14 protein-coding genes are annotated in these 15,240 nt (G+C 63.2%); all 14 read left to right on the top strand.

Annotated elements, in window-relative coordinates:
• Positions 1-6: 6 nt before the first annotated feature.
• The 14 genes from AC1Z3V_RS15990 to lpdA all read left to right on the top strand — a co-directional run bounded on the left by AC1Z3V_RS15990 (position 7) and on the right by lpdA (position 15,120).
• Complete coding sequence (locus AC1Z3V_RS15990; protein WP_429814957.1) at positions 7-786, top strand: succinate dehydrogenase iron-sulfur subunit; 780 nt, start codon at positions 7-9, stop codon at positions 784-786.
• Between the two features lie 304 nt (positions 787-1,090).
• A complete protein-coding gene (locus AC1Z3V_RS15985; RefSeq protein ID WP_483500328.1) occupies positions 1,091-1,636 on the top strand; it encodes a protease inhibitor Inh/omp19 family protein in 546 nt (181 codons plus the stop codon).
• A gap of 58 nt (positions 1,637-1,694) precedes the next feature.
• Positions 1,695-2,849 carry a cell division protein ZapE gene (gene zapE / locus AC1Z3V_RS15980; RefSeq protein ID WP_483500326.1) on the top strand — a complete coding sequence of 385 codons (1,155 nt, stop codon included), beginning with the start codon at positions 1,695-1,697 and terminating at the stop codon, positions 2,847-2,849.
• Between the two features lie 183 nt (positions 2,850-3,032).
• Positions 3,033-3,998 (top strand): malate dehydrogenase, encoded by a 966-nt coding sequence (mdh, locus tag AC1Z3V_RS15975; protein WP_113535265.1) that lies wholly within the window; start codon positions 3,033-3,035, stop codon positions 3,996-3,998.
• Positions 3,999-4,111: 113 nt separating this feature from the next.
• Positions 4,112-5,305, top strand: coding sequence for an ADP-forming succinate--CoA ligase subunit beta (gene sucC, locus AC1Z3V_RS15970; protein WP_429814966.1), 1,194 nt, complete (start codon positions 4,112-4,114; stop codon positions 5,303-5,305).
• A 17-nt stretch (positions 5,306-5,322) separates the two neighbouring features.
• The gene (gene sucD, locus AC1Z3V_RS15965; RefSeq protein WP_058321727.1) at positions 5,323-6,225 is read left to right on the top strand and encodes a succinate--CoA ligase subunit alpha; all 903 of its coding nucleotides are present in this window, start codon (positions 5,323-5,325) and stop codon (positions 6,223-6,225) included.
• A 241-nt stretch (positions 6,226-6,466) separates the two neighbouring features.
• Positions 6,467-9,463 carry a 2-oxoglutarate dehydrogenase E1 component gene (locus tag AC1Z3V_RS15960; RefSeq protein ID WP_483500323.1) on the top strand — a complete coding sequence of 999 codons (2,997 nt, stop codon included), beginning with the start codon at positions 6,467-6,469 and terminating at the stop codon, positions 9,461-9,463.
• 56 nt (positions 9,464-9,519) lie between these two features.
• A complete protein-coding gene (odhB, locus tag AC1Z3V_RS15955; protein WP_483500322.1) occupies positions 9,520-10,758 on the top strand; it encodes a 2-oxoglutarate dehydrogenase complex dihydrolipoyllysine-residue succinyltransferase in 1,239 nt (412 codons plus the stop codon).
• A 155-nt stretch (positions 10,759-10,913) separates the two neighbouring features.
• Positions 10,914-11,327, top strand: coding sequence for an MAPEG family protein (locus tag AC1Z3V_RS15950; RefSeq protein ID WP_483500321.1), 414 nt, complete (start codon positions 10,914-10,916; stop codon positions 11,325-11,327).
• A 31-nt stretch (positions 11,328-11,358) separates the two neighbouring features.
• Positions 11,359-11,784, top strand: coding sequence for a VOC family protein (locus tag AC1Z3V_RS15945; RefSeq protein WP_429814981.1), 426 nt, complete (start codon positions 11,359-11,361; stop codon positions 11,782-11,784).
• Positions 11,781-12,422 (top strand): LysE family translocator, encoded by a 642-nt coding sequence (locus AC1Z3V_RS15940; RefSeq protein WP_483500320.1) that lies wholly within the window; start codon positions 11,781-11,783, stop codon positions 12,420-12,422. The genes AC1Z3V_RS15945 and AC1Z3V_RS15940 overlap by 4 nt, the downstream gene beginning before the upstream one ends.
• Positions 12,423-12,424: 2 nt before the next feature.
• The gene (locus AC1Z3V_RS15935; RefSeq protein ID WP_483500318.1) at positions 12,425-12,940 is read left to right on the top strand and encodes a hypothetical protein; all 516 of its coding nucleotides are present in this window, start codon (positions 12,425-12,427) and stop codon (positions 12,938-12,940) included.
• Positions 12,937-13,689 (top strand): SDR family oxidoreductase, encoded by a 753-nt coding sequence (locus AC1Z3V_RS15930; RefSeq protein ID WP_483500316.1) that lies wholly within the window; start codon positions 12,937-12,939, stop codon positions 13,687-13,689. Before AC1Z3V_RS15935 ends, AC1Z3V_RS15930 begins: the two co-directional genes overlap by 4 nt.
• Positions 13,690-13,713: 24 nt before the next feature.
• On the top strand, positions 13,714-15,120 hold the full coding sequence (gene lpdA / locus AC1Z3V_RS15925; protein ID WP_483500314.1) for a dihydrolipoyl dehydrogenase: 1,407 nt from the start codon (positions 13,714-13,716) through the stop codon (positions 15,118-15,120).
• Positions 15,121-15,240 lie beyond the last annotated feature (120 nt).

Genomic DNA, 15,240 nt, shown 5'->3' with positions numbered 1-15,240 from the left:
AGCCACATGGTTGAACTCGCTCTCCCCAAGAACTCGCAGATGACGGAAGGCAAGGTCTGGCCGAAGCCTCAGGGCGCGACCAACGTTCGCGAATACCGCATCTATCGCTGGAACCCGGATGACGGCGCCAATCCGCGCATCGATACCTTCTATATCGATATCGACGATTGCGGCCCGATGGTGCTCGACGGTCTGCTCTACATCAAGAACAAGATCGACCCGACGCTGACACTGCGCCGCTCCTGCCGCGAGGGCATCTGCGGTTCCTGCGCGATGAACATCGACGGCACCAACACGCTCGCCTGCACCAAGGGCATGGACGAGATCAAGGGCGCAGTGAAGGTCTATCCGCTGCCGCACATGCCGGTCGTCAAGGATCTGGTGCCGGATCTGACGAACTTCTACGCCCAGCACCGCTCGATCGAGCCATGGCTGAAGACGGTGTCGCCGACGCCGGCCAAGGAATGGAAGCAGAGCCACGAGGATCGCCTGAAACTCGACGGCCTCTACGAGTGCATTCTGTGCGCCTGCTGCTCGACCTCCTGTCCGAGCTACTGGTGGAACGGCGACCGTTACCTCGGTCCGGCGGTTCTGCTGCAGGCCTATCGCTGGCTGATCGACAGCCGTGACGAAGCGACCGGCGAGCGTCTCGACAATCTCGAGGACCCCTTCCGCCTTTACCGCTGCCACACGATCATGAACTGCGCGCAGGCCTGTCCGAAGGGGCTGAACCCGGCCAAGGCGATCGGCGAAATCAAGAAGATGCTGGTCGAGCGCCGCGTCTGATCGACAGGCAGTATTCTATCGCGAAAGCGGCGGGTCCCGGGCCCGCCGCTTTCATTTCGACATGCGGGTCGGCGGTGCCGGCCGAACAATCCGCGATTGTGGGACGGATTTTAGCAGATTGGCGCTCGCGACCTCGAGTTGAGGCCCATGTGGCACAGGCTGGCTTGCGCTTTGGCCAGACGTTTCAATCCTGCAACAGGTCGGCAGGAATCGTCGTCCCTTGATTTGGCCGGTGGATTTGCTGTATTTCGGCCTATATTATCGCGTTGCATCATGGTTCGCGGACACGAACAGGAGTAGGGATATGCGGGTTTCTCATGCGGCGGCGGGGCTGGCAGTTGTGCTTGCGCTGACCGGATGCCAGCGGACATCGATGGGCGGTTTCAGTTCCCAGGATGCTTCACCCGCTCCCATTCAGGCCGCACCGGTTCCCTCGGTTTCGTCGAACCAGCTTCCGGCGCCGACCGGAAACACCTCACAATTCCCGGCTGCACCGACAAGCGGGACTATGACGCCCGGCACGGTTCAGCAGCCCGGCACGCAGGTCGCTGCGGCGGCGGGCGGCGGACTTGACGTCACCAAGGAATCGATGGTCGGCAACTGGCGCGTATCGAGCGCCGGCAGCTCTTGCGACATGTTCCTGACGCTTACCAATCTCGGCTCCGGCTCGCGCGGCGGCACGCGCGGCTGCGCCGGCGAGCTGACGACCATGGGGTCCTGGGAAGTGGCCGGCAAGCAGGTGGTTCTCAAGGACCGCAGCGGCAATGCCATCGCCCGTCTCTACAAGACGGCCGATGCCCGTTTCGACGGCTCGACCAATGGCGGCCAGCCGGTCAGCCTCAGCCGCTGACGCTTTTCAGCCCGGTCTCGCGCCGGGCTTTTGTTTTCCGGCCCATCTCGGGTGAGACGTGCTCAATCCTGACGACAGTATCTACCGCAAGCTCGAAACGCTCGTTGAGAGCGGCGAGCGCAAGCGCGACCCCGCACAGTTTACGATTGCGCGGCGTTTCGACCATCTTTCCGCGGAGCTGCTGGCCAGCCGTCCGTCGCGCAAGACCAATGCGCTCGGTTGGCTGTTCGCCTCGCGCAAGAAGGACCATCCGCCGGTCAAGGGCCTCTACATCCATGGCGGCGTCGGGCGCGGCAAGACCATGCTGATGGATCTGTTCTTCGATACGGTGCCGATCCAGCGCAAACGTCGGGCGCATTTCCATGAGTTCATGGCCGACGTACACGAGCGCATCTACAAGCACCGCCAGAAGCTGAAGAACGGCGAGACGAAACAGGCCGATCCGATCCCGCCCGTCGCCTCGGAGCTTTTCGGCGAGGCGCGGCTGCTCTGCTTCGACGAGTTCTCGGTTACCGATATCGCCGATGCGATGATCCTTGGGCGGCTGTTCGGCGAGCTTTTCTCGAAGGGCTGCGTTCTGGTCGCGACGTCGAACGTGGCGCCGGACGATCTTTATCGCGACGGCCTCAATCGCGGCCTGTTCCTGCCCTTCATCGATCTCCTGAAGGCCAATGCCGAGGTCATCTCCCTCGACACGGACACCGACTACCGTCTGACGAAGACGGACGGCAGCCCGGTCTGGCTCTCGCCGCTCGGTCCCGAGGCGGATGCCGCGATGGCGCGAGCCTGGATCCAGGAGACCGGCAACGCCCTGGCCAGCCCCGCCGAGGTGCCGCGCAAGGGTCGGAAGATCCATGTGCCGGTCGCCTCCGGAAAGAGCGCCCGCTTTACCTTCGCCGACCTTTGCCAGCAGCCGCTCGGCGCGGCGGACTATTTGGCCATCCTCGAACGCTATTCGACGATCTTCGTCGACCACGTGCCGCATCTGGGTCCCCACATGCGCAACGAGACCAAGCGCTTCATCCTCCTGGTCGACACGCTCTACGACAACGGCGCCCGATTGTTCGCTTCGGCCGCGGCCGAGCCACAGGATCTGCTGACCCAGAAGAAGGGCACGGAAGGCTTCGAGTTCGACCGCACGGTTTCGCGCCTGATCGAGATGCAAAGCGAAGAATATGCCGCAGAGCACCCTGCCAATCGTGCTGTTTCATGACGCACTCGTGACGGAAATTCTTACGTTTACGTAAGAATTTTATGTTCTAACCGATTGAAATTGCTCTGTCCAAAAGTATCGTTTGATATTTTACCATTTGCCGTTTAATGGCTTTCGGCGAAGGTTTGGCGTTTGCCGCGTTTCAGGCCTCGATCATATTGGGATCACAAAGGAAGCACTTTCATGGCGCGCAACAAGATCGCACTTATCGGTTCAGGGATGATTGGTGGTACGCTGGCCCATCTCGCCGGCCTGAAGGAACTGGGCGACATCGTCCTCTTCGACATCGCCGACGGCATCCCGCAGGGCAAGGGCCTCGACATTGCCCAGTCCTCCCCGGTCGAAGGCTTCGACGCCAACCTCACGGGCGCCAGCGACTACTCGGCAATCGAAGGTGCTGACGTCTGCATCGTCACCGCCGGCGTTCCGCGCAAGCCCGGCATGAGCCGCGACGATCTGCTGGGTATCAACCTCAAGGTCATGGAACAGGTCGGCGCCGGTATCAAGAAGTACGCTCCGAACGCCTTCGTCATCTGCATCACCAACCCGCTCGACGCCATGGTCTGGGCGCTGCAGAAGTTCTCGGGCCTGCCGAAGAACAAGGTCGTCGGCATGGCTGGCGTTCTCGATAGCTCGCGCTTCCGCCTGTTCCTTTCCCAGGAATTCAACGTCTCGGTCCAGGACGTCACCGCCTTCGTTCTCGGCGGCCACGGCGACACCATGGTGCCGCTCGCCCGCTACTCGACCGTTGCCGGCATCCCGCTGACCGACCTCGTGCAGATGGGCTGGGTCACCAAGGAGCGCCTCGAAGAAATCATCCAGCGCACCCGTGACGGCGGCGCCGAAATCGTCGGCCTGCTCAAGACCGGTTCGGCCTACTACGCCCCGGCCGCTTCGGCGATCGAAATGGCGGAAGCCTACCTCAAGGACAAGAAGCGCGTGCTGCCCTGCGCCGCTCACCTGACCGGCCAGTACGGCGTCAAGGACATGTATGTCGGCGTTCCGACCGTTATCGGCGCCGGCGGCGTCGAACGCATCATCGAGATCGATCTCAACAAGGCCGAGAAGGAAGCGTTCGACAAGTCGGTCGCTTCGGTCGCCGGTCTTTGCGAAGCCTGCATCGGCATTGCGCCGAGCCTGAAGCAGTAATCGCCTCCCGTTGAGCGGATGCCCAAATCCGCTCAACCTCTTTGTTTTTGCCGCATTTGTGCGACGGCAGGTGTTTCACCTGCCTGCGGAATGCTCCAGACAGGAAAAACACCATGAACATTCACGAATATCAGGCCAAGGCTCTGCTGAAGAGCTATGGCGCACCGGTCGCGGAAGGCGTCGCGATCTTCTCCGCCGACGAAGCCGAGGCTGCTGCCAAGTCGCTCCCGGGCCCGCTCTACGTCGTCAAGAGCCAGATCCATGCCGGCGGCCGCGGCAAGGGCAAGTTCAAGGAACTCTCCGCCGACGCCAAGGGCGGCGTTCGTCTTGCCTTCTCGATCGACGAAGCCAAGGCTCATGCCAAGGAAATGCTCGGCAATACGCTCGTCACCGCGCAGACCGGCCCTGCCGGCAAGCAGGTGAACCGCCTCTACATCGAGGACGGCGCCGACATCGATCGCGAACTCTATCTTTCGCTGCTCGTTGACCGCTCTGTCGGCCAGATCGCCTTCGTCGTTTCGACGGAAGGCGGCATGGACATCGAGGCTGTTGCGCACGACACGCCGGAAAAGATCGTCAACGTCGCGATCAACCCGGAAGCCGGCGTCACCGCCGCGGATCTCGCCAAGCTCACCGCGGCCCTGAAGCTCGAGGGCGAAGCCAAGGCTGACGCCGAAAAGCTCTTCCCGATCCTCTACAAGGCCTTTGTCGAGAAGGACATGAGCCTGCTCGAGATCAACCCGCTGATCGTCATGAAGAACGGCCGCATGCGCGTTCTCGATGCCAAGGTCTCGTTCGACGGCAACGCCCTGTTCCGCCACGACGACATCAAGGCACTGCGCGACGAAACCGAAGAAGACGCCAAGGAAATCGAGGCCTCCAAGTGGGACCTCGCCTATGTGGCGCTCGACGGCAACATCGGCTGCATGGTCAACGGCGCGGGTCTTGCCATGGCGACGATGGACATCATCAAGCTCTACGGCAAGGAGCCGGCGAACTTCTGCGACGTCGGCGGCGGCGCCGGCAAGGATAAGGTCGCGGCAGCCTTCAAGATCATCACGGCCGACCCGAAGGTCGAGGGTATCCTGGTCAACATCTTCGGCGGCATCATGAAGTGCGATGTCATCGCTGAAGGTGTCGTTGCAGCCGTGCAGGAAGTCGGCCTCAAGGTTCCGCTGGTCGTTCGTCTCGAAGGCACGAATGTCGAGCTTGGCAAGAAGATCCTGAACGAATCCGGCCTGGCGATCACCGCCGCCGACGATCTGGATGACGCTGCCAAGAAGATCGTCGCCGCGATCAACGGCTAACTGAAGGACCAGACCTCATGTCAATTCTCGTCAATAAGAACACTAAGGTCCTCGTTCAGGGCCTGACCGGCAAGACCGGCACCTTCCATACCGAACAGGCGCTTGCCTATTACGGCACGCAGATGGTCGGCGGCATTCACCCGAAGAAGGGCGGCGAAACCTGGACCGGCTCCAAGGGCGAAACCCTGCCGATCTTCGCCTCGGTTGCCGAAGGCCGTGAAAAGACCGGTGCGGACGCATCCGTGATCTATGTTCCGCCGGCAGGCGCCGCGGACGCGATCATCGAGGCGATCGATGCGGAAATCCCGTTCATAACATGCATTACCGAAGGCATCCCGGTTGCCGACATGGTGCGCGTCAAGGCTCGTCTCGACCGCTCCAAGTCGCGCCTGCTCGGCCCGAACTGCCCCGGTATCCTGACGCCGGAAGAATGCAAGATCGGCATCATGCCGGGCTCGATCTTCCGCAAGGGTTCTGTCGGCATCGTCTCGCGTTCCGGCACGCTGACCTATGAAGCCGTGTTCCAGACCTCCAACGAAGGCCTTGGCCAGACGACGGCCGTCGGCATCGGCGGCGACCCGGTCAAGGGCACCGAGTTCATCGACGTTCTGGAGATGTTCCTGGCGGACGAGGCCACAACCTCGATCATCATGATCGGCGAAATCGGCGGCTCGGCCGAAGAGGATGCGGCGCAGTTCCTCATCGACGAGGCCAAGAAGGGCCGCAAGAAGCCGATGGCCGGCTTCATCGCGGGCCGTACTGCGCCGAAGGGCCGCACCATGGGTCACGCCGGCGCCGTCGTTTCCGGCGGCAAGGGCGATGCGGAATCCAAGATCGCCGCGATGGAGCAGGCAGGCATTCGCGTGTCGCCGTCGCCGGCCCGTCTCGGCAAGACGCTGGTCGAAGTCCTCAAGGGCTGATCTCAAGACTATGTCCGGGCCGGAGCGATCCCGCCCGGACAAGCTGAGCTGCCGTGTGTTGTCTTGGCTGGTTCAAGATCGGCACAGGCGGCAAACCAAGTGCCACGGTGATCCCGGCGCGTCCCTTCGATGCGCGGCGCCGTAGGAAAGGGCGCGGACCGCGCCGAACGAACATGAACGACCGGGATACCCGGCAACCCAACTTCAGTCAGGAGGCGGACAGAAACGTCCGCGTGAGACCATGACAAGGCAAGAGGCCAACGAGCAATTCCAGCTCACTTCGTTTCTGGACGGCGCCAATGCCGCCTATATCGAGCAGCTCCAAGCACGCTATGAAACGGACCCGGCGTCCGTGTCGGCCGAATGGCAGGCCTTCTTCAAGGCGCTCGCCGACCGGCCGGAAGATGTCGTGAAGGCAGCCAAGGGCGCCTCCTGGAAAAAGAACAACTGGCCGATCCCGGCCAATGGCGAACTCGTCTCCGCGCTCGATGGCGACTGGGGTACGGTCGAAAAGGTCATCGAAAAGAAGGTCAAGGCGAAGGTTGAGGAAGCCGCCGCTGCCACCGGTGTTGCCGTCAGTGCGGCCGATATCCATCAGGCGACGCGCGATTCCGTTCGCGCCATCATGATGATCCGCGCCTATCGCGCCCGCGGCCACCTGCATGCCAAGCTCGACCCGCTCGGCCTTGCTGCCCCGGTCGAGGACTACAACGAGCTTTCGCCCTCGAACTACGGCTTCGAGGACAAGGATCTCGACCGCAAGATCTTCATCGACAACGTGCTCGGCCTCGAATACGCGACCATCCGCGAGATGGTCGAAATCCTCGAGCGCACCTATTGCTCGACGATCGGCGTCGAGTTCATGCACATGTCGAACCCGGACGAGAAGGCCTGGATTCAGGAACGCATCGAAGGGCCGGACAAGGGCGTCGAATTCACCCCTGAAGGCAAGAAGGCGATCCTGCAGAAGCTGATCGAGGCCGAAGGCTTCGAGCAGTTCATCGACGTCAAGTACAAGGGCACCAAGCGCTTCGGTCTCGACGGCGGCGAATCGCTCATCCCGGCGCTCGAGCAGATCATCAAGCGCGGCGGCCAGGAAGGCCTCAAGGAAATCGTGCTCGGCATGGCCCACCGCGGCCGCCTGAACGTGCTTTCCCAGGTCATGGCCAAGCCGCACCGCGCCATCTTCCACGAGTTCAAGGGCGGTTCCTACGCACCTGACGACGTCGAAGGTTCGGGCGACGTGAAGTACCACCTCGGTGCTTCCTCCGACCGCGAGTTCGACGGCAACAAGGTTCACCTGTCGCTGACGGCGAACCCCTCGCACCTCGAAATCGTCAACCCTGTTGTCATGGGCAAGGCCCGCGCCAAGCAGGACCAGATGGCGACCGTCTTCGAGGGCGACATCATTCCGCTGCGCGAGCGCTCCAAGGTCATGCCGCTGCTGCTGCACGGTGACGCTGCTTTCGCCGGCCAGGGCGTGATCGCCGAAATCCTCGGCCTTTCGGGCCTGCGCGGCCACCGCGTCGCCGGCACCGTGCATTTCATCATCAACAACCAGATCGGCTTCACCACCAATCCGGCCTTCTCGCGTTCGTCGCCCTATCCGTCCGACGTCGCCAAGATGATCGAAGCGCCGATTTTCCACGTCAACGGCGACGATCCGGAAGGCGTCGTCTACGCGGCCAAGATCGCGACCGAGTTCCGGATGAAGTTCCACAAGCCGGTCGTCATCGACATGTTCTGCTACCGCCGCTTCGGCCACAACGAAGGCGACGAGCCGGCGTTCACCCAGCCGAAGATGTACAAGGTCATCCGCGCCCATAAGACCGTCGTCCAGCTCTATTCGGACCGACTGATCGCCGAAGGCCTGATCTCCGAAGGCGAAGTCGAGAAGATGAAGGCCGACTGGCGCGCCCACCTCGAGCAGGAGTTCGAGGCCGGCCAGTCCTACAAGCCGAACAAGGCCGACTGGCTCGATGGCGCCTGGTCTGGCCTGCGCTCGGCCGACAACCAGGACGAACAGCGCCGCGGCAAGACCTCGGTGCCAATGAAGCAGCTCAAGGAAGTCGGCCGCAAGATCTCGGAGATCCCGGCAGGCTTCAATGCGCACCGCACCATCCAGCGCTTCATGGAAAACCGCGCCAACATGATCCAGACCGGCGAAGGCGTCGACTGGGCTATGGCCGAAGCGCTCGCCTTCGGTACCCTCGTCACCGAAGGCACCAAGATCCGTCTTTCGGGCCAGGACTGCGAACGCGGCACCTTCTCGCAGCGCCATTCAGTGCTCTACGATCAGCAGACCGAAGAGCGCTACATCCCGCTCGCGAACCTGTCGCCGACACAGGCTCGCTACGAAGTCATCAACTCGATGCTCTCCGAAGAGGCGGTCCTTGGCTTCGAATACGGCTACTCGCTCGCCCGTCCGAACGCGCTGACGCTCTGGGAAGCCCAGTTCGGCGACTTCGCCAACGGTGCACAGGTCGTCTTCGACCAGTTCATCTCGTCGGGCGAACGCAAGTGGCTGCGCATGTCGGGTCTCGTCTGCCTGCTGCCGCACGGCTATGAGGGCCAGGGTCCGGAGCACTCCTCCGCCCGCCTCGAACGCTTCCTGCAGCTCTGCGCCGAAGACAACATGCAGGTCGCCAACGTCACCACGCCGGCGAACTACTTCCACATCCTGCGCCGCCAGGTGAAGCGCGACTTCCGCAAGCCGCTGATCCTGATGACGCCCAAGTCGCTGCTGCGCCACAAGCGGGCGATCTCCAGCCTGTCGGAAATGGCCGGCGAGAGCTCGTTCCACCGCCTGCTGTGGGACGACGCCGAAGTCATCAAGGATGGTCCGATCAAGCTGCAGAAGGACTCGAAGATCCGTCGCGTCGTGCTCTGCTCGGGCAAGGTCTACTACGACCTGCTCGAAGAGCGCGAAAAGCGCGGCATCGACGACGTCTACCTGCTGCGTGTCGAGCAGCTCTATCCGTTCCCGGCCAAGGCGCTCATCAACGAGCTCAGCCGCTTCCGCAATGCGGAGATGGTCTGGTGCCAGGAAGAGCCGAAGAACATGGGCGCATGGTCGTTCATCGACCCTTATCTCGAATGGGTTCTCGCCCATATCGACGCCAAGTATCAGCGCGTGCGCTACACCGGCCGTCCGGCCGCCGCCTCGCCGGCGACGGGCCTGATGTCGAAGCACCTGGCGCAGCTTGCCGCTTTCCTCGAGGACGCGCTGGGGGGCTGATGCTCCCCTCGCTCTGAGCCAACAGAAACAGATATCTGATCAACGGAACAAAAATCATGGCAACAGAAATCCGCGTTCCCACCCTTGGCGAATCCGTCAGCGAAGCGACCGTCGGCACCTGGTTCAAGAAGGTCGGCGATGCCATCAAGGCCGACGAACCCCTGCTCGAACTCGAAACCGACAAGGTGACGATCGAAGTGCCGGCCCCTGCTGCCGGCACGCTTTCCGAAATCGTCGCGCAGGCCGGGGAGACCGTCGGCCTCGGCGCGCTGCTCGGCCAGATCGCCGCCGGTGACGGCGCTGCTGCCGCAGCCCCGGCTGCCGCGCCTGAGAAGAAGGCCGAGCCGGCTGCTGCCGCTCCGGCTGCCCCGGCCGCTGTGGCGGCTCCCGCCGCCTCGTCGATGCCGCCGGCACCGGCTGCCGCCAAGCTGCTCGCCGAAAACAACCTCTCGGCCGACCAGGTCGACGGTTCGGGCAAGCGTGGCCAGGTGCTGAAGGGTGACGTGCTTGCCGCCGTCGCCAAGGGCATCACGACGCCGGCCGCCGCAGAGCCGGCCAAGGTTCAGGCCCGTGCACCGTCGACGGCCGAAGACGCCGTTCGCGAAGAGCGCGTCAAGATGACCCGCCTGCGCCAAACGATCGCCAAGCGCCTCAAGGATGCGCAGAACACCGCCGCCATGCTGACCACCTACAACGAGGTGGACATGAGCGCGGTCATGTCGCTGCGCAACAAGTACAAGGACATCTTCGAGAAGAAGCATGGTGTGAAGCTCGGCTTCATGGGCTTCTTCACCAAGGCCGTCACCCACGCGCTGAAGGAAATCCCGGCCGTCAACGCCGAGATCGACGGCACCGACATCATCTACAAGAACTACTGCCACATCGGCGTCGCCGTGGGCACGGACAAGGGTCTTGTCGTTCCGATCGTGCGCGATGCCGACCAGATGTCGATCGCCGAAATCGAGAAGGACATCGGCCGCCTCGGCAAGGCGGCGCGTGATGGCGCGCTGTCGATGGCCGACATGCAGGGCGGTACCTTCACGATCTCCAACGGCGGCGTCTATGGTTCGCTGATGTCTTCGCCGATCCTGAATGCGCCGCAGTCGGGCATTCTCGGCATGCACAAGATCCAGGACCGTCCGGTCGCCATCGGCGGTCAGGTCGTCATCCGCCCGATGATGTACCTCGCGCTCTCCTACGATCACCGCATCGTCGACGGCAAGGAAGCGGTGACCTTCCTCGTCCGCGTCAAGGAAAGCCTCGAGGATCCGGAGCGTCTGGTTCTCGATCTCTAATCTTGGCAATAGACGCGGGCGCCTCTGCGCACCCGAGTCTATCCTCATGTCGGTCGGAGACGGCGGATGATGGTTCGCCGCCGCCTTTGTCGAGGTGACTTGCCCCGGCGGGGTCGTGATGCCGATCTGGATTGATCCTGAGATTGCGAGGGCTGATGGAAGCCGCGGCAACGTCGACTGAAATCTGGGTGCTCGGCTGGAGCGTCGTGCTGCTGATCGTCCACATCCTGGCGCAGGCGCTGTCACTCGACCTCGCGGGCGACCTCGGCATCAAATACCTGCTCGGACCTCGCGATGAGCAGCGCGTTTCGAAGAGCATCGTGGCGGGACGCCTCCTGCGCTCGCTTCGCAACATGCTGGAAACCTATCCCGCCTTCGTTGCTCTTGCGCTTGCACTGGCGGTGACCGGGAAGACCGGCAGCCTCGGTGCCATCGGCGCCCTAATCTGGATCTTGGCACGGGTGGCCTACATCATCCTCTATGTGGCAGGTGTTCCCGTGTTGCGCTCCATCGTCTGGTTCGTGTCGATCATTGCGCTGTTGCTGATGGTCGTCCGGCTCATGGCATAGCATCCCTGCGGCAAGGCAAGAGGAGACTGGCATGGCATTCGAACCCAATGTACCGCCGATCCAGGTGCATCTCTGCGTCAAGGATGGCATGGCGGCGATTGCTTTCTACGAGAAGGCCTTCGGAGCTCAAAACACCTTTTGCCAGTTGGCGGAGGATCGCAAGCGCGTGATGCATTCCAATCTGTCGGTGTTCGGCGGGGAGATCATGCTGCACGACGAATTTCCCGAATTCGGCGGCAGCGTGCTCTCGCCGGAGACGATCGGCGGCACCGGTGTCGCTATCAGCATCAACCTGCCGGCGGCTGCCGCTGTCGACGCGGCCTATGACCGGGCGATTGCCGCAGGGGCATCGACAGTGCTGGAGCCGCAGGATACCTTCTGGCACGCACGCTACGCGCGCATCCAGGATCCCTTCGGCCACGTCTGGGCCTTCAACGCACCGGTCGCAAAACCATGAGCCAATATCTCTTTGAACTTGCCTCGCTGATGGCGATCTTCGCCTTCGCCATCGTCTCGCCCGGTGCCGACCTCGCCATGGTCATGCGCCAGTCGATCGTGCATGGCCGCCGCCCGGCCATCATCACATCCTTCGGCATCGGCACGTCGCTGATGTTCCATGTCACCTATACGATCCTTGGTCTCGGGCTGATCATTTCGCAGTCGATCTACCTGTTCAACATCGTCAAATGGTGCGGCGTCGCTTACCTGATCTATATCGGCATCAAGGCGCTGCGTGCCGGCCAGACCGAGATCAAGGTCGAGCGCGCGGAAGGCGCGGAACCCGCCAAGAGCCAGTCGGCCGCGAAGGCCTTCGGCCTCGGCTTTGCCGCCAATGCGCTCAACCCGAAGCCGGTGTTCTTCTTCCTGTCGATCTTCTCGACCGTCGTCAGCGCCCACACGCCGATCCTCATCAAATTCGGCTACGGTCTGGTCATGGCTTCCTGCCTGATCCTCTGGTTCGTCGGCGTCAGCCTGTTCCTGACGACGCCGGGCATGCGCGCCGCCTTCACCCGTGCCAGCAAGTGGATCGACCGCATGAGCGGCGTGGTCTTCATCGCCCTCGGCCTCAAGCTCGCGACGGAGAAGGCCGCCTGATCATGGTTCCCAGTCGTTTCGTTCCGACATTGCTTGGTTCGGCTCTGTTCGGCCTTGCGCTCGCCTCACCGGCGATCGCTGCCGACTGCAAGCAGTCGCATGCGATCTATGGCGATCGCGATGGCGGCTACGAGCTGCGTTTCGAACCGGTCGGCTCGGCAAGCGCGGCGACCAGCAATCACTTCAAGGTGGCGGTGCTGAAAGCCGGTGTGCTGCTCGACGGCATCGTGATGCCGGCAGGCGAGCCGGAGCGCGCGACGGGGCTGATCATGCACAACTGCCCGGAAGGCGACGCGACCGGTGAGGAGCTGCGCGCCTGCACCGTCTGGCAGGGCGTCGTCTACGCGCTAAACAAGGCCGGGGCAATCAGCGAGATCCCGGCCGAGACCGAGGCGGCGGCCGAGCAATTGCTGCTTCCCGATTTCGGCCCGTCACTCAGGGCGTCCAGCGCCTGGGGCAAGGGCAAGGCGGAGGCCGATAGCTGGGATTCCTTCACTCTCAAGGGATGCGCCGCATGAGCGCGCGCCCCGTTCTCCTCGTGACCGGCGGCAGCCGCGGCATCGGCGCGGCGATCTGCCTCGGCGCCGCCAAGGCCGGCTGGCGCGTCGCCGTCAACTATGCGAGCAACGGCAAAGCCGCCGATGCTGTCGTCGGCGCGATCGAGCGGGAAGGCGGTTCGGCAATCGCGGTTCAGGGCGATGTCGGCTCTGAAGCGGATATCCAGGCGATGTTTGCTGCCGTCGATGCGGCTTTCGGCCGCCTCGACGGCCTCGTCAACAACGCCGGCATCGTCGGGCCGACCGAGCGGGTGGACGAAATGTCCATCGACCGGCTCGAGCGCATGTTCCGCGTCAACGTCACCGGCTCCATTCGCTGTGCGGCGGAAGCGGTCCGGCGCATGTCGACCCGCTATGGTCACCAGGGCGGCGTCATCGTCAACGTCTCCTCGGTCGCCGCGGTGCTCGGCTCGCCGGGGCAATATGTCGACTATGCCGCGTCGAAGGGCGCTATCGACACCTTTACCGTCGGCCTCGCGCGCGAGGTCGCGACCGAGGGCATACGCGTCAACGCGATACGCCCCGGCATCATCGATACCGAGATCCACGCCTCCGGCGGCCTGCCGGACCGGGCACGCGATCTCGCTTCCACCATTCCCGTTCAGCGACCCGGCATCGCCGAGGAAGTCGCTGACGCGGTTCTCTACCTCCTGTCGGACAAGGCGACTTATGTGACGGGAGCAATTCTCAATGTCAGCGGCGGGCGGTAACCGCCCTGAAGGAAGGATATTCTAATGGCTTATGATCTCATCGTTATCGGCAGCGGCCCCGGCGGCTATGTCTGCGCCGTCAAGGCGGCCCAGCTTGGCCTGAAGGTGGCCGTCGTCGAGAAGCGCGCGACCTATGGCGGCACCTGCCTGAACATCGGCTGCATCCCGTCGAAGGCGCTGCTGCATGCTTCCGAGATGTTCCACCAGGTCGCTCACGGCGTGGATGCGCTCGGCGTCGAAGTCGTGGCGCCGAAGCTGAACCTCGAAAAGATGATGGCCCACAAGGACGCGACCGTTAAGGCCAATGTCGACGGCGTCTCGTTCCTGTTCAAGAAGAACAAGATCGACGGCATCCAGGGCACCGGCAGGGTGCTCGGCCAGGGCAAGGTCTCGGTCACCAACGACAAGGGTGAGGAGCAGATCCTCGAAACCAAGAACATCGTGATCGCCACCGGCTCCGACGTGGCGGGCATTCCGGGCGTAAAGGTCGACATCGACGAGAAGGTGATCATCTCGTCAACCGGCGGCATCGCGCTGGATAAGGTTCCGGCGCACATGATCGTCGTCGGCGGCGGCGTCATCGGCCTTGAGCTCGGTTCGGTCTGGGCTCGCCTCGGCGCCAAGGTCACGGTCGTCGAATATCTCGATACCCTCCTCGGCGGCATGGACGGCGAAGTTGCCAAGCAGTTCCAGCGCATGCTTGCCAAGCAGGGCATGGACATCAAGCTCGGCGCCAAGGTGACCGGCGTCGTCAAGGACGGCAAGGGCGCCAAGGTGACCTTCGAGCCGGTCAAGGGCGGCGATGCCGTGGCGCTCGACGCCGATGTCGTGCTGATCGCCACCGGTCGCAAGCCCTACACCGATGGCCTCGGCCTGGACAAGGCCGGAGTCGTCATGGACCAGCGCGGCCGCGTCGAGATCGACCATCACTACCAGACGAGCGTTGCCGGCGTCTACGCGATCGGCGACGTGGTGCGCGGCCCGATGCTCGCCCACAAGGCCGAGGATGAAGGTGTGGCCGTTGCGGAAATCCTGGCAGGCCAGGCCGGCCATGTGAACTATGACGTCATCCCGAGCGTGGTCTACACCCAGCCGGAAGTTGCCTCCGTCGGCAAGACCGAGGAAGAGCTGAAGGCCGCAGGCGTTGCCTACAAGGTCGGCAAGTTCCCCTTTACCGCCAATGGCCGTGCGCGCGCGATGCTTACCACCGACGGTTTCGTGAAGATCCTCGCCGACAAGGAAACCGACCGGGTTCTCGGCGGCCACATCGTCGGCTTCGGCGCCGGCGAGATGATCCACGAGATCGCCGTGCTGATGGAATTCGGCGGTTCGTCCGAAGACCTCGGCCGCACCTGCCATGCGCATCCGACCATGTCGGAAGCGGTCAAGGAAGCGGCTCTGTCGACCTTCTTCAAGCCGATCCATATGTAATGATTTTGCAGGGGGCTGCGGCGAGCGGCCCCCTCATTCCGGCCGCGCGTTTCGACTTGCCGGCTGCCGTTGCCGACCCATGGCGCATCGGCGCGGACTGACATTGCCGCCACCGACGTC

Source organism: Ensifer sp. 38_S197 (genome assembly GCF_056924495.1).
The sequence above is the reverse complement of the archived record's forward strand: the minus strand, read 5'-3'. Positions and strand labels throughout refer to the sequence as shown.

Excerpts from the sequence above, each read along its gene's own strand:
- AC1Z3V_RS15930 (WP_483500316.1), top strand. The coding sequence starts at position 12,937 with ATGAGCGCGCGCCCCGTTCTCCTCGTGACCGGCGGCAGCCGCGGCATC.
- mdh (WP_113535265.1), top strand. The coding sequence starts at position 3,033 with ATGGCGCGCAACAAGATCGCACTTATCGGTTCAGGGATGATTGGTGGT.
- AC1Z3V_RS15990 (WP_429814957.1), top strand. The coding sequence starts at position 7 with ATGGTTGAACTCGCTCTCCCCAAGAACTCGCAGATGACGGAAGGCAAG.
- odhB (WP_483500322.1), top strand. The coding sequence starts at position 9,520 with ATGGCAACAGAAATCCGCGTTCCCACCCTTGGCGAATCCGTCAGCGAA.
- lpdA (WP_483500314.1), top strand. The coding sequence starts at position 13,714 with ATGGCTTATGATCTCATCGTTATCGGCAGCGGCCCCGGCGGCTATGTC.
- sucD (WP_058321727.1), top strand. The coding sequence starts at position 5,323 with ATGTCAATTCTCGTCAATAAGAACACTAAGGTCCTCGTTCAGGGCCTG.
- AC1Z3V_RS15950 (WP_483500321.1), top strand. The coding sequence starts at position 10,914 with ATGGAAGCCGCGGCAACGTCGACTGAAATCTGGGTGCTCGGCTGGAGC.
- AC1Z3V_RS15945 (WP_429814981.1), top strand. The coding sequence starts at position 11,359 with ATGGCATTCGAACCCAATGTACCGCCGATCCAGGTGCATCTCTGCGTC.
- AC1Z3V_RS15940 (WP_483500320.1), top strand. The coding sequence starts at position 11,781 with ATGAGCCAATATCTCTTTGAACTTGCCTCGCTGATGGCGATCTTCGCC.
- AC1Z3V_RS15985 (WP_483500328.1), top strand. The coding sequence starts at position 1,091 with ATGCGGGTTTCTCATGCGGCGGCGGGGCTGGCAGTTGTGCTTGCGCTG.
- AC1Z3V_RS15935 (WP_483500318.1), top strand. The coding sequence starts at position 12,425 with ATGGTTCCCAGTCGTTTCGTTCCGACATTGCTTGGTTCGGCTCTGTTC.
- sucC (WP_429814966.1), top strand. The coding sequence starts at position 4,112 with ATGAACATTCACGAATATCAGGCCAAGGCTCTGCTGAAGAGCTATGGC.
- AC1Z3V_RS15960 (WP_483500323.1), top strand. The coding sequence starts at position 6,467 with ATGACAAGGCAAGAGGCCAACGAGCAATTCCAGCTCACTTCGTTTCTG.